Source organism: Actinomyces sp. oral taxon 897 (genome assembly GCF_002999235.1).
Taxonomy (GTDB): Bacteria; Actinomycetota; Actinomycetes; order Actinomycetales; family Actinomycetaceae; genus Actinomyces.
Genome location: NZ_CP027236.1, coordinates 1,133,825 through 1,157,794 on the forward strand (window position 1 = coordinate 1,133,825; position 23,970 = coordinate 1,157,794).

General features: G+C 75.2%; 20 protein-coding genes. 7 read left to right on the forward strand and 13 right to left on the reverse strand.

The features are described 5' to 3' along the window. Nucleotides 1-259: 259 nt before the first annotated feature. Together C3V41_RS04580 and C3V41_RS04585 are read right to left on the reverse strand one after the other, a co-directional pair. A complete protein-coding gene (locus tag C3V41_RS04580) occupies nucleotides 260-907 on the reverse strand; it encodes an ABC transporter substrate-binding protein (protein ID WP_106109291.1) in 648 nt (215 codons plus the stop codon). 33 nt (nucleotides 908-940) lie between these two features. Beyond that, nucleotides 941-1,972 (reverse strand): LacI family DNA-binding transcriptional regulator, encoded by a 1,032-nt coding sequence (locus C3V41_RS04585; RefSeq protein WP_106109292.1) that lies wholly within the window; start codon nucleotides 1,970-1,972, stop codon nucleotides 941-943. 169 nt (nucleotides 1,973-2,141) lie between these two features. Here C3V41_RS04585 and cydD point away from each other — a divergent pair, with 169 nt between their 5' ends. From cydD to C3V41_RS04600, 3 genes are read left to right on the forward strand one after another with little or no spacing between them, the layout of a single operon-like run. Beyond that, on the forward strand, nucleotides 2,142-3,980 hold the full coding sequence (gene cydD / locus C3V41_RS04590) for a thiol reductant ABC exporter subunit CydD (RefSeq protein WP_217350954.1): 1,839 nt from the start codon (nucleotides 2,142-2,144) through the stop codon (nucleotides 3,978-3,980). Further along, the gene (gene cydC, locus C3V41_RS04595; protein ID WP_106109294.1) at nucleotides 3,977-5,812 is read left to right on the forward strand and encodes a thiol reductant ABC exporter subunit CydC; all 1,836 of its coding nucleotides are present in this window, start codon (nucleotides 3,977-3,979) and stop codon (nucleotides 5,810-5,812) included. Before cydD ends, cydC begins: the two co-directional genes overlap by 4 nt. Further along, on the forward strand, nucleotides 5,805-7,808 hold the full coding sequence (locus tag C3V41_RS04600) for a GAF domain-containing sensor histidine kinase (RefSeq protein WP_106109295.1): 2,004 nt from the start codon (nucleotides 5,805-5,807) through the stop codon (nucleotides 7,806-7,808). Before cydC ends, C3V41_RS04600 begins: the two co-directional genes overlap by 8 nt. A gap of 5 nt (nucleotides 7,809-7,813) precedes the next feature. Here C3V41_RS04600 and C3V41_RS04605 read toward each other — a convergent pair whose 3' ends face one another. From C3V41_RS04605 to coaD, 6 genes are all read right to left on the reverse strand, one after another. Further along, entirely contained in the window at nucleotides 7,814-8,467 is a 654-nt protein-coding gene (locus tag C3V41_RS04605) for a response regulator (RefSeq protein WP_106109296.1), read from the reverse strand. A 138-nt stretch (nucleotides 8,468-8,605) separates the two neighbouring features. Further along, nucleotides 8,606-9,577 (reverse strand): bifunctional DNA-formamidopyrimidine glycosylase/DNA-(apurinic or apyrimidinic site) lyase, encoded by a 972-nt coding sequence (mutM, locus tag C3V41_RS04610; protein ID WP_106109297.1) that lies wholly within the window; start codon nucleotides 9,575-9,577, stop codon nucleotides 8,606-8,608. Continuing rightward, entirely contained in the window at nucleotides 9,570-10,379 is an 810-nt protein-coding gene (gene rnc, locus C3V41_RS04615) for a ribonuclease III (protein ID WP_174714796.1), read from the reverse strand. The genes mutM and rnc overlap by 8 nt, the downstream gene beginning before the upstream one ends. After that, complete coding sequence (locus tag C3V41_RS04620; protein WP_106109299.1) at nucleotides 10,376-10,942, reverse strand: YceD family protein; 567 nt, start codon at nucleotides 10,940-10,942, stop codon at nucleotides 10,376-10,378. The genes rnc and C3V41_RS04620 overlap by 4 nt, the downstream gene beginning before the upstream one ends. Before the next feature lie 91 nt (nucleotides 10,943-11,033). Then, nucleotides 11,034-11,585, reverse strand: a complete 552-nt coding sequence (locus C3V41_RS04625) for an ATPase (protein WP_106109300.1) — start codon at nucleotides 11,583-11,585, stop codon at nucleotides 11,034-11,036. 75 nt (nucleotides 11,586-11,660) lie between these two features. Beyond that, complete coding sequence (gene coaD / locus C3V41_RS04630) at nucleotides 11,661-12,155, reverse strand: pantetheine-phosphate adenylyltransferase (protein ID WP_106110664.1); 495 nt, start codon at nucleotides 12,153-12,155, stop codon at nucleotides 11,661-11,663. A 147-nt stretch (nucleotides 12,156-12,302) separates the two neighbouring features. On the opposite strand from coaD, the gene rsmD reads away from it, so the two are divergent. Continuing rightward, entirely contained in the window at nucleotides 12,303-12,872 is a 570-nt protein-coding gene (gene rsmD / locus C3V41_RS04635) for a 16S rRNA (guanine(966)-N(2))-methyltransferase RsmD (protein ID WP_106109301.1), read from the forward strand. 8 nt (nucleotides 12,873-12,880) lie between these two features. Here the strand turns inward: rsmD and C3V41_RS04640 are convergent, their stop codons facing one another. Next, a complete protein-coding gene (locus tag C3V41_RS04640; protein WP_106110665.1) occupies nucleotides 12,881-14,374 on the reverse strand; it encodes a sulfatase-like hydrolase/transferase in 1,494 nt (497 codons plus the stop codon). Between the two features lie 62 nt (nucleotides 14,375-14,436). On the opposite strand from C3V41_RS04640, the gene C3V41_RS04645 reads away from it, so the two are divergent. Further along, nucleotides 14,437-15,441 (forward strand): LacI family DNA-binding transcriptional regulator, encoded by a 1,005-nt coding sequence (locus C3V41_RS04645; protein ID WP_106109302.1) that lies wholly within the window; start codon nucleotides 14,437-14,439, stop codon nucleotides 15,439-15,441. Between the two features lie 8 nt (nucleotides 15,442-15,449). Here the strand turns inward: C3V41_RS04645 and C3V41_RS04650 are convergent, their stop codons facing one another. From C3V41_RS04650 to C3V41_RS04660, 3 genes are all read right to left on the reverse strand, one after another. Then, complete coding sequence (locus C3V41_RS04650; RefSeq protein ID WP_106109303.1) at nucleotides 15,450-16,829, reverse strand: MFS transporter; 1,380 nt, start codon at nucleotides 16,827-16,829, stop codon at nucleotides 15,450-15,452. A 93-nt stretch (nucleotides 16,830-16,922) separates the two neighbouring features. Next, on the reverse strand, nucleotides 16,923-19,328 hold the full coding sequence (locus C3V41_RS04655) for an ATP-dependent DNA helicase RecG (protein WP_106110666.1): 2,406 nt from the start codon (nucleotides 19,326-19,328) through the stop codon (nucleotides 16,923-16,925). Nucleotides 19,329-19,413: 85 nt separating this feature from the next. Then, a complete protein-coding gene (locus C3V41_RS04660; RefSeq protein ID WP_106110667.1) occupies nucleotides 19,414-21,324 on the reverse strand; it encodes a DAK2 domain-containing protein in 1,911 nt (636 codons plus the stop codon). Between the two features lie 622 nt (nucleotides 21,325-21,946). On the opposite strand from C3V41_RS04660, the gene rpmB reads away from it, so the two are divergent. After that, entirely contained in the window at nucleotides 21,947-22,138 is a 192-nt protein-coding gene (gene rpmB, locus C3V41_RS04665; protein ID WP_003785965.1) for a 50S ribosomal protein L28, read from the forward strand. A gap of 311 nt (nucleotides 22,139-22,449) precedes the next feature. Next, a complete protein-coding gene (locus C3V41_RS13560; RefSeq protein WP_254423681.1) occupies nucleotides 22,450-23,088 on the forward strand; it encodes a hypothetical protein in 639 nt (212 codons plus the stop codon). A gap of 247 nt (nucleotides 23,089-23,335) precedes the next feature. On the opposite strand, the gene C3V41_RS04675 is transcribed toward C3V41_RS13560, so the two are convergent. Then, nucleotides 23,336-23,803: a GNAT family N-acetyltransferase gene (locus C3V41_RS04675; RefSeq protein ID WP_106109304.1), complete on the reverse strand. Its 468-nt coding sequence runs from the start codon at nucleotides 23,801-23,803 to the stop codon at nucleotides 23,336-23,338. Between the last annotated feature and the right edge of the window lie 167 nt (nucleotides 23,804-23,970).

The following is a 23,970-nucleotide window of genomic DNA, read 5'->3' on the forward strand; positions in this document are numbered from 1 at the left end:
CCCCGGGCTCTGCCGGGGACGTACCTTAGCCGTCGGGGACGTACCTTAAAGGTACGTCCCCACTGACCAAGGTACGTCCCCAATGACCAAGGTACGTCCCGGAGGCGGTACCACCAGGCGGCAGGTAGGCGGCACCCGCCCAGGACCGCACCGGCTGGCCGGTCCTGTGAGGCAGCTGTGAGTATGCCCGTTCTCAGCACAAACAAGTACCGTTCTCGCGACGAATAAGTACCGTTCTCGCGAAGGAGGGGAGGCGGCCTCAGCGCGCCTGGGGGCTGGGTCGCACGGGGGTGGTCAGGACCGCACGGACCGGACGCCCCGCCACAATGGCCCGGGCGGCGGCGCGGAACTCCTCCCAGGTGGTGGGCACCTGCACGCCGGCGGCCTGGAGCATGTCCTGGTTGGCGAAGACCAGGCCGCCCATGGTCACGTGCAGGGGGACGGCGTAGGTGGCGCCACCGGCCTGGCGCACCTGGACCCCGGCGGGGACGAAGTCGTCGAGGAACCCCGGCTCCTGCTCCAGGAAGCCGTTGAGGGACATAATGTTGCCGTCCGCGCCGAACCGGGTGGCCCAGAAGCCGCCCGGCTCCTCCACCAGGTCGGCGGTGTCCCCGGAGAGGAAGTCGGCGGTCAGCTTCTGCTGGAGGTCGCTCCACTGGAAGGTCTGGACGGTGACCTTCACGCCCTTGTCGGTCTCGAACCTCCTGATCACGTCGAGGTAGGGCTGGTAGTCGTGCCCGGCGGAGAGGTAGAGGAGGAGCTCCTTGCCGGTGCGCCCACCGGTGACACCGGTGGAGCCGGTGTCGGCCCCACCGACCCCGGCGGGCGAGCTGCAGGCCGCCAGGGCGGTCAGGCCTGCGCCGAGCAGGAAGGAACGACGGGCCAAGGTCCAGGGGGTACGCGTCATTGCGTCTCCTATGCTGAGTTGGGAAGATCCTGGTCAGAGCCCCACCGCGGGTGTCGTCCCGCGGGGGACCAGCCGCCATCGCTCGGTGATGGCGGACGCCTGGGTGGAGTCGTCGCTCAGGCGGCTCCAGAAGTGCTCCAGCACGGCGGCGATAGAGGCCTGCGTCATACCGATCGTGCTCAGCGGCGGGTCGAGGTACTCGGCGTCCTGGGAGTTGCCGGTGCCCAGGACGGACATCCGGGCGGGGACCGGGATGCCCAGGTGCTGGGCGGCGAGCACGACGCCGATGGCGGTGCGGTCCGCGGCGCAGTAGACGGCGTCCGGCAGCGCGTCCCGGTCCCTGGCCTCCCGCAGCACGGCGACCGCCTGCTGGTAGGCGCAGGCGATGTCCGGCGCGCAGGTCATGAGCAGCCCCGGCTCCTTGCCGTGCGCCCCCATGAACCGCACGTAGGCCTGCCAGCGCAGGTCCGAGCGCACCTGCTCCTCCTGGCGGTGCTGGCCGGCGAAGAGGACGTGGCGGGCCCCGGCGTCCCACAGGCAGGCCAGGGCCTCCTCCACGGCCTGGGGCTCCCCGGTCATCACCACGTCGTAGCCCGGGCAGGGGGCGGTGGCCCCCAGGAGCAGGACGGGCAGCGGCGGCGTCGGCTGGGCGGCGACCAGGCGCAGCCCGGTCCGCTCCGAGCAGGCCACGAGCGCCCCGTCGCACATCCCGGAGCGGATCGCCTCGACAACGGTGTCCACCTCGCCGTCCACCACGGCGATCGCCACCAGCAGGTAGCCGCGCTCCCGCAGGGTGCGCACCGCCTGGAGCTGGTAGCGCTCCACGAAGCGGTCCATGGGCGCCTCGTAGAAGAGCGCCACGGTCCGGGTGCGCCCCTGCCTCAGGGACCGGGCCGACCGGTTGCGCACGTAGCCCAGGTCACGCGCCGCCTCCACGACGCGCCTGCGGGTGCCCTCGTTGAAGCGGCGGGCCCCGTCCTTGCCGCTCAGGACGTAGGAGGCGGTCGACACCGAGACGCCGCTGCGTGCGGCGACGTCGGCGAGCTGGACCCTCCTGGCTGGCATGGCACTATGATGCACACCATGGCCTTCTGAGGTGAAACGTTTGAACAAACGATTGAAATGCGATTCGTCACATTTTGTGCGCCTCTCCTCGCTGCCGTGCGCCTGACGTCCTCCCACCGGATCCACCCCCGTGTCAAGGCCCAAGGTCCCGACCGCCTATCCTGGGAGGGTGAAGCCTCTGGATCCCCGCCTCATGCGGTACGCCCGCGCGGCGCGCCGCTACATTGTGACGACGGCGGTCACCGGGACCCTCACCGCCGGCCTCCTCGTGGCGCAGGCCTACCTCGTCTCCCGCGCCGTCTCGCCGGTGGTCACCCACCCCACCGCGCCGGGGGCCGTCGCCACGCTCGCCACCTGCCTGGCGGCGGTCGTGGTGGCGCGCGCCGTCGTCCTGCTGGTCCAGGAGACCCTGGCCCACCGCGCCGCCCGGGACACCGTCGCCCAGCTGCGCCGTCGGGTCCTGGAGCACGCCGCCGCCCTGGGGCCGCGCTGGCAGGCCACCCACGCCGCCACCACCTCCACGCTGCTGACCCGGGGCCTGGACGACATCGAGCCCTACCTCACCCGCTACCTGCCCCAGCTGCTCATGTCCGCCACGGTGACCCCCGCCGTCGCCCTGGTCATGCTCACCCAGGACCTCGCCTCCACCGTGGCGGTGGTCCTGACCATCCCCCTCATCCCGGTCTTCATGGTCCTCATCGGACGCCTGACCCAGCAGCACTCCCGGGACCGCCTGGCGGCCATGGAGCGGCTCGGCGCCCAGGTGCTGGACCTCATCGCCGGCCTACCCACCCTCAAGGCGCTGGGCCGCGAGCAGGGGCCGGCCGCGCGGGTGGAGCAGCTGGGGCGCGCCTACAACCGCACCACCATGTCCACCCTGCGCGTGGCCTTCCTGTCCGGGGCCGTCCTGGAGTTCCTCACCACCCTGAGCGTGGCCGTCGTGGCCGTGGAGGTCGGCTTCCGCCTCGTGTACGGCGACCTGGACCTGGCCACCGGCCTCCTGGTGCTCATGGTGGCGCCCGAGGTCTACCAGCCCCTGCGGCAGGTCGGCTTCCAGTTCCACGCCTCCGCGGGCGGCACCGCCGCCGCCCAGGCCGTCTTCGAGATCCTGCAGGTCCCCCTGCCCGAGACCGGGACGGGCCCCTGCCCCGACCTGGCCACCGCCACCATCGAGCTCGACGGCGTCGCCGTGGCCGCCCGCGGCTCCTGGGCCCCGGCACCGCTGAGCGCCACCATCCGGCCCGGGCGGCTGACGGCCCTGGCCGGGCCCTCGGGGGCCGGCAAGACCACCACCAGCCAGGTGGTGCTGGGGCTCCTGCACCCCGACCGCGGGCGCGTCCTGGTAGGCGGGGCCGACGGCGACCTCACCGACCTGGCGGGTATCGAGCCCTCGGCCTGGTGGGAGCAGGTCACCTGGGTGCCCCAGCGCCCCGTCCTGTCCCCCGGCACCGTCCTGGACAACGTCATGGGGCCCGAGGCGGCCGGACGCGCCGGGGGTCAGGCGCCGCCCGAGGTCGTCTCGGCGGCCCGCGCCACCGGGCTGGCCGAGGTCCTGGCCGCCCTGCCCGACGGCTGGCTCACCCGGATCGGCCAGGGCGGGGTCGGCCTGTCGGTGGGCCAGCGCCAGCGCCTGGCCCTGACCCGGGCGCTGGCCTCCACCACCCCCCTGGTGGTCCTGGACGAGCCCACGGCCCACCTCGACGCCGCCAGCGAGGCCCACGTCCTGGAGGCCGTGCGGGCCCTCATGGGGGCCGGCAGGACCGTCCTGGTCATTGCCCACCGCCCCGCCCTGCTGGCCCTGGCCCAGGACGTCATTACGGTACGCAGCGAGCCCGACTCGGCCCTGGCAGGCGTCCAGGACGCCCCGGCGGCCGGGGGCAGGCCGGCGGCCGGGGCGCCTGACGCCCCCACGGCGCCGGGGGCGGGGCCGAAGCCCCCCGGCGGCCGGACGCCGACGGGACCTGCCACGACGACATCGGCCCACGCCGCCGCGGAGGGAGCCCGATGAGCCTGGTCCTGACCCCCGCCGAGCGCCGGGCGCTGCGCCGGGCCACCACCCTGCTGGACCTGGACCGTGGCCGCCTGGCCTGCTCGGTGCTGGCCGGCAGCCTGTCCCTGGCCAGTGCCGTGGGCCTGTCCGCCGTGGCCGCCTGGCTCATTGCCCGGGCCTCGCAGATGCCCGACGTGGCCGCCCTGGGCGTGGCCCCCGTGGCGGTGCGCCTCTTCGGCGTCAGCCGGCCGGTGCTGCGCTACTGCGAGCGCCTGGCCTCCCACGACACCGCCCTGCGCGGCATGACCGCCCTGCGCACCCGCCTGTACACGGCCCTGGCCGCCTCGCGCGCCGACGTGGTCGCCGGGCTGCGGCGCGGCGACGTGCTGGAGCGGGTCGGCCGCGACGTGGACGCCGTGGGCGACCTGGTGGTGCGCGCCTGGCTGCCCATGTGGGTGGCGGGCGTGGTGGGGGCGGCCACGAGCCTGGGGGTGACGCTGGTCCACCCTCCCGCCGGGGCCGTCCTGGCCGCCTGCCTCCTGCTGGCCGGGGTCGTGGGGCCGGCCGCCACCGTCCGGGCGGCCCGGGCCGCCGAGCTGGCCCGGGCCGAGCACGCCACCGAGCTGTCCGCCACCGTCATGACCGTCCTGGAAGGTGGCGGCGAGCTGGCGGTCAACGGCCGCCTGGCACAGGTCATGGACGGCCTGGCGGACCTGGAGGGCCGTCTGGCGCGCGCCCGTGACCGCGCCGCCCGCCCCGCCGCCCTGGCCGCCGCGGTGGACACCCTGGCCATGGGCCTGGCGGTCCTGGGCTGCCTGGCCGTGGGGGTGCCCGCGGTGGCCTCCGGGACGCTGGACCCGGTTATGCTGGCCGTCACCGTGCTGGTCCCCCTGGCCGCCTTCGAGGCCACCAGCGCCCTGGGGCTGGCCAGCGCCCAGCTGGTGGCCTCCGCCGGGGCCGCCGTACGCATTGTCTCCCTGGTGGAGTCGGCTGAGGCCTCCACGGCGGCCCTGCCCGCCCCTCGGCCCCTGCACCCGGCTCCTGACGGCGGCCCGGTCCTGGTCGCCCGCGACCTGGCGGTGGGCTGGCCCGGGGGGCCGGTGGTGGCCCGGGGCATCGACCTGGAGCTGCGTCCGGGCAGGCGCCTGGCCGTGGTGGGCCCCTCCGGGGTCGGCAAGACCACCCTGCTGCTGACCCTCGCCGGGCTCCTGGAGCCCCGGGCGGGCACGCTCACCCTCAACGGCGTCGCCCCCTGGGGCGCGGCGCGCCAGGAGGTGGCCGCACAGGTCACCCTCACCGCCGAGGACGCGCACGTCTTTGACACCACCGTCCTGGAGAACCTGCGGGTGGCCCGCGGTGACGTGACCGCCTCCCAGGCCACCACCCTCCTGGAGCGCGCGGGCCTGGGGCCCTGGCTGGCCTGCCTGCCCCGGGGCCTGGACACCCCGGTCAGCTCCGACGCCGCCACCCTGGCTGGCGGGGAGAGGCGCCGCCTGCTCCTGGCCCGGGCCCTGGCCTGCCCCGCCCCGCTCATGCTCCTGGACGAGCCCGGCGAGCACCTGGACGCCGACACCGCGGACCGCCTGGTCGCGGACCTCCTGCGCGCCGGGGCGCCCACCTCCGGGGACGGCGGGGCCACCTCCGGGGACGGCGGGGCAGCGGGGGACGGGCGGGGGACCCTCCTGGTCACCCACCGCCTGAGCGCCCTGGGCCACGCCGAGGAGGTCCTGGTCCTGGGCCGAACCGGGTCGGGGCCCGCCACGATCGTGCGCCGGGGCAGCCACGCCGACCTCATGTCCGCTGACGACGACTACCGTTGGACCGTGTCCCAGGAGCAGAGCGATGACTGACACCCCTACCCCCGCAGACCTCCCCCGGTCCCAGGAGCCCCTCCCGCCCCAGGAGTCCCAGGACCGTCCCGCGGTCTTCCCGGGGATGCCCGACGACGACCTCCTCCTGGTCCTGCCCACGGGCCCCAGCCCCGAGGAGGACGCCGTCGGCCCCTACGCCGTCCACTCCCAGGCCGCCCCCCACCTCCAGGAGGACACCCTGCGCCTGGTCCGGGCGGCACTGGGCCTGACCAGCTCGCTCAAGGTCTCCGAGGCGCTGAGCCGGCTCGTGGAGTCGGCCTGCTCCATCACCGGGGCCGCCTGGGGCACCATCTCCGTGCTCAGCCACGCCGACCCCTCCCAGCGGCAGGACGCACCGGTCACCCTGACCTGCGGGCAGGTCGAGGCCTCCCCCGCCCAGCTCGACTCCCTCCTGGAGTCGGCCTGCCCCACCGGCCCCCACCAGGCGGGCGTCCTGGTCGACAACGACCTGGCGGTGACCGGCGCCTTCACCGGCGTCATCGAGGAGGGGGCGGCCAGCTCGGTCCTGTCCGCGCCGCTGAGCCTGCACGGCCAGGTCTACGGGCGCCTCTACCTGTGCGACAAGCCCGGTGGCTTCGACGACGGCGACGTCACGGTGGTCCTGACCCTGGCGGAGGCCGCCGCCGTCGCCGTGGAGAACGCGCGCCTGTACCGCGAGGCCCGCGAGCGCGAGCAGTGGATGTCGGTCTCCCAGGAGCTGACCACCCTGCTGCTCTCCGGCGCCGAGGAGGACGACGCGCTCAGCCTCATCGCCCGCCGGGTGCGCACGGTGGCCCACGCCGACACGGCGGCCCTCATCCTGCCCAGCGTCGGGGACACCTGGGTGTGCGAGATCGCCGAGGGCACCCACGCCTCGGAGCTCATTGGCGTCCGCTTCCCCGCCCGGGGGCGGGCCCTGACCACGCTGGCCCACCAGACCGGCCTGCTGGTGGAGTCCCTGGCACGGGCCTGGGCCGAGGGGGACCTGCTGGTGGAGTCCCTGGCGCGCCTGGGCCCCGCCCTGTACGCCCCCATGCTCCACCGGGGCCGGGGCGTGGGGGTCATGCTGCTGGTGCGCGAGGAGGGCGCCGCCCCCTTCACCCACCAGGACCTGGAGATCGCCGAGCTGGTGGCGGGCCAGGCCACCATGGCCTTTGAGCTGGCTGACGCCCAGCACGCCCAGGAGGTGGCCACCCTCCTGGACGAGCGTCACCGGATCGGGCGCGACCTGCACGACCTGGCTATCCAGCAGCTCTTCGCCACCGGGATGCAGATCTCGGCGGCCAAGGAGCGCCTGGAGGCCCAGTCGGAGGGCTGCGGGGCGGGGCGGGACCAGCGGCTCGCCACGGCCTGCCGGGCCCTGGAGGCCTCCCTGGCCGCCGTGGACGACTCGGTGCGCCAGATCCGCTCGATCGTGCGCTCCCTGCGTGACCGTGACGAGGACGTCTCGGTGGTGGAGCGCCTGCGCCGGGAGGCCTCCCTGGCGCGGACATCCCTGGGTTACGCCCCCTCCCTGCTGCTCAGCGTGGACGGGCGGGGGCTGTCCGCGGCCGACCGGGCCGGGGAGGACGAGCTCATCGCCCTGATCGACGCGGCGGTGGACCCGGAGGTCGCTGACGACATGGTGGCCGTGGTCAGGGAGGGCCTGGCCAATGTGGCCCGTCACGCCCACGCCTCCTCGGTGACCGTGGACGTCAAGCTCGAGGGCGTCCTGCCGCCGGGGGGGCAGGGCGGGCGGGCGGGCGCGGCGCTGCCCGCCGAGGGCCCCGCCTCGGGCAGCGCGCCGACCTTCAGCGGCTCCCCGGTGGTGGAGATCGTCTGCCGGGACGACGGCGTCGGGGTGGATCCCACGGTGGCCCGCCGCTCCGGGACCTCCAACATGGCCGAGCGGGCGCGACGTCACGGCGGCAGCTTCGTCATCGGGCCGCGGGCCCGCTCCGACGGGGAGCGCCGCGGCACCTGCTTCACCTGGCGGGTGCCCCTGGACGGGGCCTGAGCACCTCAGCCGTTGCGCCAGCCGCTGGCCCGCTGGCCCGCGACCCAGGCGGCCACCTGGGTGCGCCGCTGGAGGCCCATCTTGGCCAGGAGGGAGGTGATGTGGTTCTTGACGGTCTTCTCCGCCACGCCCAGGCGCTCCCCGATCTCGCGGTTGGACATGCCGTCGCCAATGAGGTCGAGGACCTTGCGCTCGGCGTTGGTCAGGTCCGCGGTGGGGTCGTCGTGGTCGGCGCGCCGCCGGGTGACGGTGCGCTCGTCCAGGAGGACCCGGCCGGAGGCGACCGCCCGGACGACGTCGCTGATCTCGGCGCCGTGGATGGTCTTGAGCAGGTAGGCGCGGGCCCCGGCCTCCAGGGCCTCGGCCAGGGCGTCGTCGTCGTCGAAGGAGGTCAGGACAATGGGGAAGGCGTCCGGGACGAGGTCACGCAGCTCGTGCATGAGCTCAATGCCGGTGCCGTCGGGCAGCTGGAGGTCCACCAGGACGACGTCGGGGCGCATGAGCTCGGCACGGCGGACCGCCTCGGCGCGTCCCCCGGCCTCCGCCACGACCTCCATGCCGTCGGCGCGGTCAATGATCTCAGACACTCCACGGCGGACGATCTCGTGGTCATCCACGATCATGACGCGGATGGTCTCTGCGGAAGGGACGTTCGGCATGCCCCTGAGCCTAGCAGCGCCCGGGGACCTACGTCACACAGATCGTGGCGGACGGTCCGGCCCGTGCCCGCCCGCGCCCGGGGCGGACGTCCCGGGTGCGGGCGGCCGCTGCGTCCGGCAGGCGGCCGGGGCATGCCGTCAGGCGGACGTGCCGGGTGCGGGGCCGGCCGGGTGGCGCGGGCGCCTCTGGCAGCGCGGGCAGAAGGTGTGGCTGCGCGCGCCCACGGTCTCACGGCGGAGCACGGTGGCGCAGCGTCGGCAGGACTGGCCGGCCCGCCCGTAGACGGCCAGCTCGCGGGCGAAGTACCCGGCAGCGCCCTCGGCGTCCACGTAGAGGGCGTCGAAGCTGGTCCCGCCCGCGGCCAGGGCCCGCCGCATGACGGCGGCGACCAGGTCCAGGAGGCGGTCGGCCACGCGCGGCCCGAGCCAGGTGCCCGGGCGCAGGCCGTGGACGCGGGCCTCCCACAGGCCCTCGTCGGCGTAGATGTTGCCGATCCCCGACACGAGGCCCTGGTCCAGCAGGAGGGTCTTGACGGCCCGCCGGGAGGCGCGCGTCCGGGCCAGCGCCCCGGCGCGGTCGAGGTCGGGGTCCAGCAGGTCGCGGGCAATGTGCGTGGCGTCGGCGGGCAGGAGCGCCAGGGGGCTGCCCGCGCCGCCGGGGGCGCCGTCGGGGGTGGGGACCAGGTCCACCGTGTGCAGCCCGCCGAGCATGCGCTGGTCCACCAGGTCCAGGGCGGCCCCGCGGGGGTCGTCCCCCGCCGCGGGCTCCAGGTGCATGCGCACGCGCAGGTGGCGTGGCGCCGCAGGTACGTCCCGCACGTACCGGGGCCGGGCCGGGCGGGAGGCCACCCCGCGCACCAGCAGCTGCCCGGACATACCCAGGTGGGCGCTCAGGGCGCGCCCGTCGTCCAGGGGCAGCCACAGGAACTTGCCGCGCCGCACCACGGCGGTCAGCGTGCGACCGGTCAGGGTGCGCACGAGGGCCTGGGGCCCGCCGGCCTGACGGCGCAGGGGGCGGGGGTCGAGGATCTCCACGTCCCTGACGACACGGCCGACCAGGTAGCGTTCCAGGCCCGCACGGACCACCTCGACCTCGGGCAGCTCAGGCACCGGGTGGCGTGGTGCCGGCGTCCTGCGCGTGCGCGACCAGGTCGGCCCTCAGGGCGTCGTTGACACCGGGGAGATCCAGGCCCCCGTCCCCGCGGGCGGCCAGGATGGCGGCGTAGGCGGCCTCGGCGGCGTCGTGCTCGGCCACCTTCTTGGAGCTGCCGGTGCCCGTGCCGTAGACCTCGTGGTCGATCACGGCGGTGGCGGTGAAGACGCGGGCGTGGTCGGGGCCCTCGCCGGTCACCTGGTAGACGGGCGCGCCCAGGTCGTGGACGGCGGCGAGCTCCTGGAGGCTCGTCTTCCAGTCCAGCCCGGCGCCGCGGGTGCGGGCCTGGGCCAGGAACCGGGAGACCAGGCGCTCGACCACCACGCGGGTGGGCTCCAGGCCGTGGGTGAGGTAGGTGGCGCCGATGAGGGCCTCGACGGTGTCGGACAGGATGGAGTCCTTGTCCCGGCCCCCTGAGAGGGTCTCCCCCTTGCCGAGCCGTATGAACTCCCCCAGGCCCAGGTCCCGGCCCACGGCGGCCAGGGCCGGCTCGGAGACGGTGGCCGCCCGCATCTTGGCCAGCTGCCCCTCGGGGACCGTGGGGTGGGCGCGGTAGAGGTACTCGGTGACGACCAGGCCCAGGACGGAGTCCCCCAGGAACTCCAGGCGCTCGTTGGTGGGCAGGCCGCCGTTCTCGTGGGCGAAGGAGCGGTGGGTCAGGGCCAGGACGAGCAGGTCGGGGTCGATCGTGGGGCCCCAGCGGAAGACGAGGGTCTCCACGTCACGGCGGGCGGCGGGGGCGCTGCGACGGCCCATCAGGCGCGCCCCTGGCCGTCGGCGTCGTCCTGGGGGGTCTGGGCCAGGAGGCTGGCCAGCGCCGACCAGCGGGGGTCGCGGTCCTGGTGGTGGTGGCCGGGCGGCAGGTCGTCCAGGCGCTCACCGCACCCGGGGCACAGCCCCCGGCAGTCGGGGCGGCACAGGGGGCGGAAGGGCAGGTCCCCGACCAGGGCGTCACGCAGGGCCGGCTCCAGGTCCAGGGTGGTCTCCCCCAGCAGCAGGACGTCCTGGTCCTCCTCGTCCTGGGCGGCCCCACGGGGCAGGTGGTAGAGCTCCTCGAGGCGCACCGTGCGGTCCTCGTCCAGGTCCTGCAGGCAGCGCACGCACTCGCCGTGGACGTGCAGGTCGGCGGTGGCGCGCACCAGGACGCCGTCCGCGAGGACGGTCAGGGTGGCGTCCACGGCGACCGGGCTGCCCTCGGGGGTGCCGATGACGGCGGTGCCCAGGCCGGGCGGGGCGGGGACCCGCAGGCGGACGTCCTTGGTGGCCCCGACGGCGTGGGGCAGGTCGACGATGTCAATGACGAGTCCGCTCGGGGCGCTCACGTGTCCTCCTGGGGTGCGTCCTGCCGGGTGGCCGGCGCTTGCGGTACCGAATGTACCGCGTCCCGGCGTCCTCTCGGCCTACCGGGGCGGCTCAGCGGGTGGCGGAGGGGTCCACCGACCACACGGCGCGGCGTCGGGGCTCCTCGACGACCGCGGGCTGCGCCTGGGGGGCGGCGGTCTCCCCGATACGGGAGGCCAGGACCTCCCGGCCCGCCCGGACCTGGTCACCCACGCGGGCGAGCTCGCTCTCCAGGCCGGCCAGGACCTTGTCGCAGTAGTCGTCGGCCCCGGCGCGCAGCTGGGCGGCCTGGGCCTCGGCGGCCTCCACAATGAGGTCGGCCCGCTGGGTGGCGTTACGCACCACGTTCTCGGAGGCGATGAGCTGCTCGGCCTCGTCCTGGGCGCGGCGCACAATGCGCTCGGCCTCCGCCTGGCCCTGGGCGACCCGGTCGGTGGCCTCGTCCAGGACGCTCTGGGCCTCCCGGACGGAGGTGGGCACGGCGGCCCGGGCCCGCTCGATGAGGTCCAGGGCCTCCTCGCGGTGGACGATGACGAGGGCGCTCATGGGCATGGTGCGGGCCGTGGAGATGAGGATGTCGAGCTCGTCCAGGATGGTCAGGAGCTCTCCGGTACGACTGGTCATGACGTCCCCTAGGTCAGGTAGGTGTGCGTGTTGGTGTGGGCTGCCGCGGGCGGGTGCGGCGTGACGGCGTCGGGCTCACGTGCCCAGGGCCGCCACCAGGACGGGCAGGACGGGGGCCGGCACCAGGGCGCTGACGTCCCCCCCGTGGCGGGCCACGTCCTTGACCAGGGAGGAGGAGAGGTGGGCGTGGCCGGGGGCGGCGGCCAGGAACACGGTCTCGGGGCCCCCCAGGTCACGGTTGAGCAGGGCCATGGGCAGCTCGGCGTCCAGGTCGGTTCCGTTGCGCAGGCCCCTGACGATGGCGGTGGCCCCGCGCCGGCGGCAGTAGTCCGCCAGGAGCCCGGGGACCACGTCCACCTCCACCCCCGGCAGGTGGGCCAGGGAGGCCCGGGCCGTGTCCAGGCGCTGCTCCAGGCTCAGCAGGTGGCGTCCCGCCTTGTCGGCGTTGTGGGCGACCCCCAGCACGACCCGCGTGAACAGGCCCGCGGCCCGCTCCACGACGTCCACGTGCCCCAGGGTCAGGGGGTCGAAGCTCCCGGGGCAGACCGCGAGGGCCTCCCCGGCCGGGATGCTGGGCGTGCTGGTCACGGCGTGCAGGGTAGTGGGAGCGTGTCAGGCGGTGGGGGACCCTCGCCGGTCAGGAGTCGTCACAGTCCGGTCACGGTCGTCCCAGGTCGGCCGCCCCCACCGCCCCGCGCCCTCACGTAGGCTCCGGGTATGACCAGGATCGTGGCAGGCAGCGTCGGGGGCCGACGCATTGAGGTGCCCCGCGGCGGGACACGTCCCACCTCCGAGCGGGTGCGGGAGGCGCTCTTCGCCCGCCTGGGGCACTACGGGGTGCTCGACGGCGCCCGGGTCCTGGACCTGTGCGCGGGCTCGGGGGCCCTGGGCCTGGAGGCGGCCAGCCGCGGCGCCACGGACGTCACCCTGGTCGACTCCTCCCGTGCAGCGACCGCCGTGTGCGCGCGCAACACCCGCTGTCTGGGGCTGCGCGGGGTGCGCGTGGTGACCGCCAAGGTGGTCCCCTTCCTGGCCGGCGTGGCCGGGGCCCCGGTGGAGCTGGTGCTCCTGGACCCGCCCTACCACCTGCCCGAGGCCGACCTGGCCGCGATGCTGGCGCCCCTGGTGCGCGCGCGGGACCCGTGGCTGGCCCCCGCCGGCGTGGTCGTGGTCGAGCGCTCCTCGCGCACCCCCGAGCCCACCTGGCCCGTGGGCCTGGAGCGCCTGGCCCACAGGCGCTACGGCGAGACCGTCCTGTGGTTCGCCGCTCCGGCCGGGGAGGGCTGAGGCGGCTCTCAGCCAGCGTCCTCTCCGGCGTCGTCCCCGGCGTCGTCCCCCCCGGCCTGGATCCCGTCCAGGGAGGGCCCGCCGGGCACGTAGGTGCGGGCGTCGTCGTAGCCGCGGCGCGGGGGGTGGACCTGCCCGCGGCCGCGCACGTCGCGCTCCCAGGCCCGGTCCACCGCGTTCTCGTGGGCGGCGAACCAGTCCTCCAGGGCGGCGTGCAGGTCGGAGACGACCGTGGCGTAGGCGGGCAGCGAGGCCAGGTTCTCGCGCTCCTGGGGGTCCTGGGCCAGGTCGTAGAGCTCGGTGGGGCCGACGTGGCGCTCAATGAGCTTGAGGTCCCCGTCGCGGATCATGCGCCCGCCACCGTACTCGTCGTAGACGACGACGCTCGCCTCCGGGGTGTCGGGCACCTGCCCGGTGACGAGCCCGGCCACGGAGCCGGCCACGCGCAGGGGGTCCTCGGGGGCGCTGACCCCGGCGAGCTCGCACACGGTCTCCAGGAAGGTGCAGGCCGAGGCGTGGGCCGTCACGCGCCGCGCCTGGGTCTGGCCGGGGAGGTGGACGAGGAAGGGGACGCGCACCGAGCTCTCCCAGAAGTTGAGCGGCCAGGTGCCGTTGCCCTTGCCCCACACGCCGTGGTGACCGGTGGAGAAGCCGTTGTCCGACATGTACACGATAATCGTGTCCTGCTCCGCCCCGCACGCGCGCAGCTCGTCAAAGACGGCCCCCAGGGCGCGGTCGACGCCGGACAGGCTGGCCGCGTAGCCGCGCAGGCTGGGCAGCGGGTCGGCCCAGGCGTCGTCGAAGTCGTCCAGGGCCCGGGCCCAGGGGTGGCGCTCCTCCCGCGGGACGGAGGGGAAGTCGCAGTCCGCGTACAGGTCGGTCAGCTCCCTGGGGTGGGCGTCCACCCACGGGGAGTGGGGGGCGGTGAAGCAGACCTGCAGGTAGAAGGGGCTGCGGGTGGCGTCCTGCGCCCCGGCCGGGCCGCCGGTGGCCTGGCGGAGGAAGGCGCAGGCCTCCTCGGCGATCGCGTCGGTCAGGTAGCGCCCCTCCTCGGCCCGTCGCCCGTCCCTGGTCCACACCGGGGCGCCGTAGTAGGGCCCGCCCCCCAGGCGGTGGGCGTACCAGTAGCTGAAGCCGGGGGCGGGGCGCTTAGAGGAGCCCACGTGCCACTTGCCCACCATGGCGCACACGTACCCGGCCTCCTCCAGCGCCTGCGGGAGGGTCGTCAGGCCGCCGAGGTAGTCGTCCTCGTGGGCGTCGGGGTGGCGCTCCCCCACGAGCCAGTCGTGGACCCCGTGCGCGCTGGGCATGCGCCCGGTCAGGAGGGAGGCCCGCGACGGGGAGCACACCGGGGAGGCGCAGTAGTAGTTCTCGAAGCTGGTCGAGCGGGACACGAGGTCGTCCAGGACCGGGGTGACGAGCTCGGGGCACGTGCGGCTCATGGCCCAGGGGCCCTGGTCATCGGTGAGGACTACCAGCACGTTGGGGTGCGGCTGCGTCATGGTGATCACCTCTCGGGTGGTGTCTCTGGTCGTTATCATTGGTCGGGAGCAGGGGAGGTCTGATGGGACGTGCGACCAGGGCGGACGTGGCCCGCCTGGCGGGGGTCTCGCTGGCGACCGTGTCGCACGTGATGAACGGGCACGCGGAGAGGCTGGGGTTCGCCCCGGCGACGGCCGAGCGCGTGCGGGCCGCGGCCGCCGAGGTCGGCTACGTCCCACGGGCCTCGGCCCGCACGCTGCGCTACCAGCGCAGCCGGGTGGTGGCCGTCGTCGTCCCCGACCGCTCCCACGCGCTGCGCCTGCCGGTGGTCAACGAGATCCTCATTGGCGCGATGGACCGGGCCCGGTCCCTGGGCTACTTCGTGCTGCCGGTCCCCGTGGACCAGGATCCGGGCCAGGCCCTGGTGCACGCCCTGGGCGACGTCGACCTGGCCGGGGCGGTGTGCCGTCCGGAGGACCTCGACGACGCCACCCGCCGGATCCTGCTCAAGGCCGAGGTGCCGGTGGCGTGGGTACGTACCGGCGAGCCGGCCGTCCCCGCCCCGGGGGCCGTGAGCCTGGGCGTGGACGAGCAGGTCGGGGTCAGGGCCGTCCTGGCCGCCACGGACCTGGAGGGGACGCGCCGCCCGGTCCACCTTACCGGCCCGGGGCCCCTGTGGTCGCGCGGCCGGGCCTTCCTGGAGCGGCTGGCCGGGGCCCGGGTGGTGCGGGCCGACGGGTGGCTCATCGAGGACGGCCTGACGGCCATGACGGCCCTGCTGGAGAAGGGGGCGCCGGACCTGCTCTTCGGGGCCAACGACCAGCTGGCGGCCGGGGCGGTCCTCGCGGCCCGCCAGCACGGCGTCAGGGTCCCGCAGGACCTGCAGGTCATCGGCTTCGGGGACGCCACGCAGAGCGTGTCCCAGGCGCTGGGGCTGTCCACCGTGACGTGGCCCGTGGCCGAGCTCGGGGCCCTGGCCGTCCAGGCCGTCATCGACGGCGGGAGGAAGGGCCTGTGCCGGACCCTGGGGACGAGTCCCAGGGTCCGCACGACCACCCGGCCCCGGGGGCGGTCCCCCCGGGGCTGAGGACGGGCTCATGGGGCGACGGCCTCCGCGGCCTTAGGCACGTCGGCCGTGGCGGTGACCTCCTCCAGGCTGGCGGCGGTGGACGCCAGCCACGGGTTGCGCAGGACGAGGAGGAACATGAGCGCGTAGACGACGCTGAAGGGCGCGATCGCGTAGAAGCCGTGGTCGTTAATGAGCCCCGGGAGCAGGAAGGCGGTGGTCGCCGACATCATGCGGGACAGGGACTGGGTGAGCCCCTGCCCGAAGCCCCGCAGCTCGGTGGGGTAGGCCTCGGAGGCCCACACCAGGCACAGGACGGCCGGGCCGAGCCAGGTGGCGAAGGACCAGGCGATGAAGGAGCCGAACAGGGCGACCTGGGAGGCCTGCCCCAGCAGCCCCATGGTCAGGGCCGCGACGGTGAGGACCGCGGCGGTGACCAGGCCCAGGCTGCGGCGGTTGACGGAGTCAATGAGCCGCACGCCGATGAGGACGGCCACCAGGCCCACGCAGTTGGCGATCAGGGAGATCAGGAGGTTGTTCCCGGCGGGCACGCCGGCCTGCTCGAAGATGACCGGGCCCATGAAGGACACGACGGGGCCGGCGGTGGTGTTGAGCATGAAGAAGGCCGTGCACACGAGTACGCGGCGGCGGGCCTCGCCCTTGAAGAGGCGGCGGTACTCGCGGTTGGTCCGGCGCGGCGGGGCCTGGAGGACCTCCTCGGAGAGCTCCAGGGCGTCCAGTATCTGCCAGGCCTCCTCGTCCCGGCCCTTCTGGATGAGCCAGCGGGGGGACTCAGGCAGCTGCTTGCGCAGCATGAGGACGCCGAAGGCCGGCAGCGCGGCGAAGAGGAACATGCCGCGCCACACCCAGTCGTGGTGCGCCACGGGCACGACGGCCTTGAGGAACATCGCCAGGAGGATGGAGAAGATGGCCCCGAGGATGAGGGTGATGGTGGGCAGGGAGCCGGCCAGGCGGCCGCGGCTGGACTTGGGGGCGACCTCGGCGAGGAAGGCGCAGGAGGTGGACAGGTCCATGCCGATGGCCACGCCGATGAGGAAGCGCATCACCCACAGCATCCACACCTGGGTGATGAACGCGGCGCCGACGGCGGTGACGATGAAGACCCACAGGTTGAAGGCGAAGACCTTCTTGCGGCCCACCCGGTCCGCGATGTCGCCGAAGAGGACCAGCCCCAGGGCGGTACCGACGAAGGAGATCGCCACGAGGAGGCCCTTGTCCGCCGCGGTGAGGGTGAAGGTCTTGGTCAGGAAGACCATGGCGACGCCTATGACGGTGAGGTCGTAGCCGTCGATGAACTCCCCGAAGGCGATGAGGGTGGGGGACCATCGCTTGATGAAGCGGGCCCGGCGCGCGTCCACGTAGACGGTGCCCGTCGCTGACTGACCCATGGCTCTATAGCTCCTTTGCTGGCGGGATGGGCGAGTGGGCCCTACTTTATCACGTGATAAGTGCAGATGGTGACACCTTTCGGCCCCTGTCGCTCAGGACCGCTCAAGGTAGGCCTGGTTCTCCTCGTCGAGGCGCTGGGTGATGGCGGCGGCCAGGGCGGGGTGGTCCTCCAGGCCGGGGTCGGCGGCGACGATCGCCTCCGCCTGGGACCGCACCCGCTCAATGAGGTCCGCGTCCCGGGTGACCCGCAGCAGGTCCAGGTCGCTGCGGCGCCCGGACTGGGCGGCCCCCAGGACGTTGCCCTCGCTGCGCAGCTCCAGGTCCGCCTCGGCCAGGGCGAAGCCGTCGGTCGTGCCCGCGAAGGCCTTGAGGCGGTGGAAGGCGGTGGAGTCCACCTCCGCGCCGGTGACCGCCATGCAGACGCTGGGCCGGCTGCCGCGCCCTACGCGCCCGCGCAGCTGGTGGAGCTGGGACAGGCCGAAGCGGTCGGCGTCCAGGACCACCATCATGGTGGCCTCGGGCACGTCCACGCCCACCTCGACCACGGTGGTGGAGACCATGAGCGGGCAGCGCCCGGAGGCGAAGGCCCGCATGGCCGCCTCCTTGTCCGCCGGGCTCATGCGGCCGGTCAGGCTGGTGACACCCACCCCGGCCAGGGCGGGCTCGGCGGCCAGGAGACGGGCCCACTCGGCCACGGAGGCCAGGGGGCGCCCCGGGGCCTCGCCCGGAGGCGGGGGCGCCCCGCCGCGACCCTGCCCGCGCCCGGCACCCCCGGGGCCGGTGGGGCGGCCGGGGCTGGCGCGGCCCTGCCCGCGCTCGCCGCGCCCGGGGCCAGCCGCCTCCCCCGCGCCCGCCGTCGTCCCGGCACCGTCCTCCTCCCCGGCGGTGTCGGTGGCGTCGATACGGGGGCAGACCACGTAGACGCGCCCGCCCGCGGCGACCTCCTGGGCGGCACGGCGCCACAGGCCCGCGACCCAGGCGGGGCGGTCCCAGGGCACCAGGAAGGTCTGGACCCGGCCGCGTCCGGCGGGCAGCTCGTCCAGGACGCTGACGGCCAGGTCCCCGAAGACGGTCATGGCGATGGTGCGCGGAATGGGGGTGGCCGTCATGACCAGCAGGTGCGGGGTGCGGGGCACGCCGGTGACGGGGTCGGCCACCGCCCCGCGCTCACGCAGGGCGTCACGCTGGGCGACGCCGAAGCGGTGCTGCTCGTCCACCACCACCAGGCCCAGGAAGGGCAGCTGGACGGTCTCGGCGAGCAGGGCGTGGGTGCCCACCACGACCGCCGGCTCCCCGCCCGCGAGCGCGGCCAGGATCTCGCGGCGCCGGGGGGCGGGGGTGGAGCCGGTCAGGAGGTGGACGCGGGTGGCGCGCACGACGTCCCCGGCCGGCGGGACGGGGGTGGAGCCGGGGGCCACGACGCCGGGGGCGGGCGGGGCGGCCGCGTCCGCCCCGCCCAGGCGCCCGGCCTGCCCGCAGGGCCCCAGCAGCTGCTCCAGGGAGTCCCGGTGCTGGGCGGCCAGGACCTCGGTGGGAGCCAGGAGGGCGGCCTGCCCGCCGGCCCCGACCACCTGGAGCATGGCCCGCAGGGCCACCAGGGTCTTGCCGCTGCCCACGTCACCCTGCAGGAGGCGCTGCATGGGGACGGTGGAGGCCAGGTCCTGGGCGATCTCCTCCCCCACCCGCTGCTGGGCGCCGGTCAGGGCGTAGGGCAGGGCGGCGTCCAGGTCGGCGCGCAGGGAGCCGGTGGGCGCGGGGACGGGCCAGGCCACGGCGCTGGTGGTGGCGGCGTGCTCGGCGCGGGCGGCGGCCAGGGCGGTCAGCAGGACGAGGGCCTCCTCGTGGCGCAGGCGCCGTCGGGCCGCCTTCCACTGCGCGGTGGTGGCGGGTGCGTGGACCCACTGGTAGGCGGTCAGGGCGTCCACCAGCTGCTCGCGGGCGCGCAGGTCGGGTGGCAGGGGCTCGGGGACGTCGTCGGGGCCGAGCTGGTCCAGCACGGTGCGCACGGCGGTGGCCACGCGCCAGGAGGGCAGGGCGTCGGTGGCCGGGTAGATGGGGACGGGGCGGGCCAGGAGGGCCTCGCGCCCGGCCTGGTCGAGGTCGTCCAGGACCTGGAAGCGGGGGCTGGCCAGCTGGCGGCGCCCGTGGTGGCGCCCCACCTTGCCGCTGAGCAGGACGGTGGTGCCCGGGGCCAGGCGGGTGGCGTAGGTGGACATGAGCCTGACGGTCCCGAACAGGACGACGTCCATCTCCCCCACGCCGTCGGTGACGGTGGCCTCCAGGACGGCCGGGGGGCGGCCGCTGCGGGTGCGGCGCGAGGAGCAGCGGGTGACCTCGGCCTGGAGGGTGACCTGCTCGCCGTCGACCAGGGTGCGCAGGTCGGTCAGCTCCCCCCAGGTGTCGTAGCGGCGGGGCAGGTGGCGCATGAGGTCGGCGCCAGTGTCCAGGCCGTACCGGGCGAGCTGGGCGGCGGTGCGGCCGCCCACCAGGCGCCCCAGGGGCCGCTCCAGGACCGGCACGGACTCCGGGGGCGGGACGACGGCGCCCCGGCCCGTGGGCCCGGTCCCCGGGGCGGTGGCTCGGCTACTCAATGGCCAGCAGGACGTCGGGGCGGATCTGGCCGCCGGCGTGGACGACCACCTCCACGCTGTCGCCCCCGCCCAGGTCGTCGGCGCTGTGGACGCCCCCGCCCGGGGAGGTCCCCGAGGCGGCACCGGCGGCCAGGGCGCCGACGTCGGGGACGGCGTCGCGGCCCAGGATGACGGTCAGGAGCTCGTCGTCGGCGCGCAGGGCGGAGGCGATGGTGCGGGCCACGGCCTCCGGCTCGGCGTCGGCGCCGGACAGGGCGATGGTGCGCATGCGCGCGGCGGCGCGGGAGGCGCGGCGCACCACCTCGACGGCCTGCTCCCCCTGGTGCTCCTCGGCCACGGCCACGGCGGCCGCCAGGACGCGGGCCTCGTCGTCGGTGTCGCACACCAGGAGCTGGATGCCCTCCCGGGCGACCTCGCACTCAGCCGACCGGGACCCCCAGGAGGGCGCGCCCTGGGTGCTGGCGGTGGAGGAGACGGCGCGGGCCGCCAGGAGGCGGGCGGCCTCGTGGGCCGCGGTCACGCAGGCGGCGTCGCAGGGCAGGACCACGGCCTCGTTGAGGCCGATGTCCCCGGCGGCCCGCATCACCCCCTCGCGCTCGGGGTCCAGGACGACGACGGCGCCGGTGCGGGCCAGCTGCTCCACGAGCCCCGGGGCGCGGGTGCAGGCGATGACGCCGATACGGCGCGGGGGCGGCGCGGGCAGGGAGCGGCCCGGCGGGTACTGGGAGGGGTGGGTGCGCACGGAGTGGGCCCGGCGCCCGGCCCTGCGCCCGGCCCTGCGCGCGGCCAGGCGCTCGAAGGAGACCACGCGCGCGCTGCCATCCCCCTCCCCGGCGCCCCAGGGCAGGGGCGGCTCGTCGGGGACGTGGACCAGGGCCGTGGGGTGGAGGTGGTGGACGCAGATCTGGCGGGCGCGGCCGGCCCGGGGCAGGGCGGCCCGGGGGACGTCGGTGTGGACGTGGACCTGGAACAGGCCCACCCCCAGGGCGTCCGGGGTGCCGACCACGCCCACGGAGTCGCCGACCTCCTCCAGGTGGCGGCGCAGGGAGGCGGCCTGGGCGCTGGTGGCCTCCAGGAGGTACATGACCTCGAACTCGCCGGTGGAGACCCCGTCCACCTCCGGCCCCGAGGCCTGGTGGAGGCCGCCGGCGGCGAGGTCGTTGAGCATCTGGCAGGCCACGTCGGAGTAGGGCGAGCGCACCGCGCCACGGGAGGCGAGGTAGGGGGTGGCACCGGCGACCCCGGCGTCAATGGTGTCCGACAGGGCGGTCAGGAGCAGCATGAGGGCCGCCCCCCCGGCGTCCACCGGGCCGTGTCCCAGCCCACCGGTCTCCACCACGGACTCCTGGGCCCCGAAGGCGGCGGAGGCGGCGACGGCGGACAGGGTGGCGGGGCAGTCGGCGGAGGACTCGGCCAGGGCGTCCCGGGCGGCGGCGGCGGCGTCCTGGGCGACGGTGAGCAGGGTGCCGGTCACCGGGTGGGAGACGGCCGCCCAGGTGGTGGTGGCCATGCGCTCGTAGGCCGTCACGAGCTCCACGGGGCGCAGGCCCGCGGGGTGGGGCGTCTCGGCGCTGACGTCCGCCAGGGCGGCCAGGGCCTGGGAGATGAGCAGCCCGGAGTTGCCGCGCGCCCCCCGCAGGGCGCCGTCGGCTGCCGCCCGCGCGGTCTGGGCGACGTCGGCCCCCGCGGGCAGCAGCCGCAGGGCGTCGGAGGCCGCACGCAAGGTGAGTAGGACGTTGGTCCCTGTGTCTGAGTCCGGGACGGGGAAGACGTTGAGGGAGTCCACCAGGGCCCGGGTCCGTTCCGCCAGGTGCACGGCCAGTCCCAGCCAGTGTGCCACGACCCGGGCACCCATGATCTCTAACGGGGCGGAGGCTTCGCAGGACGCACTGACTGACTCCATCACCGCCTCCCTCCTCCAGGCGCCGTCGCGCTCGACGGCCGATAGTGCGGACGTATCAAGCCTACCCGTCGGGGGACCATCCCTCACTTCGAGTGACAACCGGCCTGGTGGAGGACGGCGGCGTAAGCACCGGGATCAGGCGGGTGAGCGGGCGCGGGGCCGGGGGCGGGGTCGGGGGTGCGCCCCGGGGCGGGCGGGTGGGCTGGGGTTGGTGCGCCCAGGGCGCCCCCGGGGCCGGGCGGGTGGCACGAGCGACTCCGGGCACCCCTCGGATCAGGCAGGTGGGCGGTGTGGTCGCCTGCCCCGGGCGCAGGGCCAGCCGGGCGACGCCGAGGCCGGAGCCGGGCGGGCAGGTGGCAGCCGGTCGCAGGTGGTACGGGCGGCCCCGGGCGCCCAGGTCCGGGTCCCGCTCCTCCGGTGGGCCAGCCCGTGCCGGACGGCCCCGGGGGCGCGCAGGCCCGGGACCAGCGGCATGTGCCTCATTCCACGCCGTCTTCGCTTGGGGGCGGCCCCGGGCGTCGGCTATGGTGTCCGGGTTGCCCTAGGCGCGCCCTGGGGCGGTAGACCTTTCGCCGGGCCGTTCGGCTCGAGCGTTCACGCAAGAAGATTCAGGAGTGAGACCGTGGCTGCTGTGTGCGACGTCTGCGGCAAGGGACCCATCTTCGGCAAGAGCGTCTCGCACTCCCACGTGCGGACCAACCGCCGGTGGAACCCGAACATCCAGCGCGTGCGTGCCCTCGTCAACGGCGCCCCCAAGCGCCTCAACGTGTGCACGTCCTGCCTCAAGGCCGGCAAGGTGACGCGCAATATCTGAGGCGCGCCTCCCCGACCTCACCTCCCAGGGCCGTCAGCCACCGTGGCTGGCGGCCTCTTGACGCCCCCACCACCTCCCCCCTCCTCGCGAGAACGGTACTTATTCGTCGCGAGAACGGTACTTGTTCCTCGTGAGAACGGTACTTGTTCGTCGCGAGAACGGTACTTATTGCTCGCGAGAACGGGCGCTGTCCACAGTCTCCCCCACATCGGGCCGCGCACCACCAGCGGCACCCGAGCTGCACGTTCACCTCGACTGTGACGGCGCCACGCCAGCCGCCCGGACGACGTCGGGCACGCTAGGCTACCGACATGAGCCCTGCGGTCCCGGTCCTCGACGTCCCCGCGGTGCCGCTGGAGGCCGTGCCCCGCTACGACGTGTGGGTGGTGTGCCCCCGGTGCGCCGGCCCCGCGTACGTGAGCGTCCACGACGTCCTGTGCACCCGCTGCACCTGGCTGGCCCGCGGGGCGAGCCCGGGGTACTGGTGCGGCTGCTGCCAGAAGTGGGAGGGGGACCGGCCCTCCCCCGCGAGCCCGGTACCCACCCGCCTGACCTGGCGGTGCCCGGCCTGCGGCCGCCGTGAGTCCACCTCGGCGCCTTTGACCGCCCGGGCCCGTCCCACCCGCCGGTGCGCCTGCGGCACCGCCCAGACACTCACCGGCCGCCGTCCCCTGATGCCCGTGGCCCAGGGGGTGGACGCCCTCTACGGGCTGCCGTTCTACCTGAGCACGCCGTGCGCCGGGCACGTGCTCTGGGTGGCCAACGCCGAGCACGCCCGCTACCTGGAGCGCTACGTGGGGGCCCGGATCCGCCCCCGCCGCCACCAGGACGGCAGGCTGGAGCTGGGGCACTTCCTGCCTGCCTGGATCACCAGCGGCCACAACCGTGACACGGTCCTGCGCGCCCTGACCCACCTCCTGGCCCGAGCCGCCGAGCTGGACCGGCGGTAGGCCCGCGCCGGGACGCCTGCCCGACGTCGCCCGCCCGGCACCACCTGCCCGACGCCGCACGCCGCCCCCGGCCCGCGGTAGGTGGCCGGGACGCCCTGCCAGGTGGCCGGGATGTCCTGGAGCCCGAGGACGAGCTCATCACCCCTTGGCCGCGGCAGGTGGCCGGGGACCCTTGCGGGGTCCGTAGCGCCCCGGCCCGCGCGCAGCACGCGGGGCGCACCGCGGCAGGCCGGGGGCGCGGTCGTCCTCAGCTGGCCGTATCGCGCACGTAGCAGCACGTCCCCAGGGCCTGGGCGGGCAGCAGGCCCAGTGAGCGGTAGAAGGCGAGGGTGGCCTCCTGGCTGTCGGTGAGCAGCGCGAGCTGACGCACGTGGGCAAAGCGCTCCAGGGCAGCGCGCAGGAGCGCCGTACCCACCCCCTGACGCTGGTGGTCAGGGTGGACCAGGAGGTCCTGGACCCAGGCGATGGTGGCGTCGTCCCCCACCACCCGGACCAGGCCCACCAGCTGCCCGCGCGCGTCCCGGGCGGTGCTCACCCACAGGCTCTGACGTACCGCGCGCTCCAGGTTGTCGGGGTCGCGGGTGTACACCCCCCACCCGACGGCGTCGTACAGGGCCACGAGCTCCTCACGGCGCGGGGGGCCGTCACCGTAGGTCCGGCCTGCGCCGTCGGTGGTACTTGCGGTCGCGGCGTCGGGGCAGGTGTCAGGGGCCATGGCCGAGGATCCTACAGGGTGAGGGTATCGGGCCGGGCCGCGACGAGCTCACTGGGCCGCGACGAGCTCGCCCGGCCGGGGCACCCGCCCGGTCCAGGACCCGTGAGCCGCTGTGAGCACCCGTTCTCACGAGGAATAAGTACCGTTCTCACGGCGAACAAGTACCG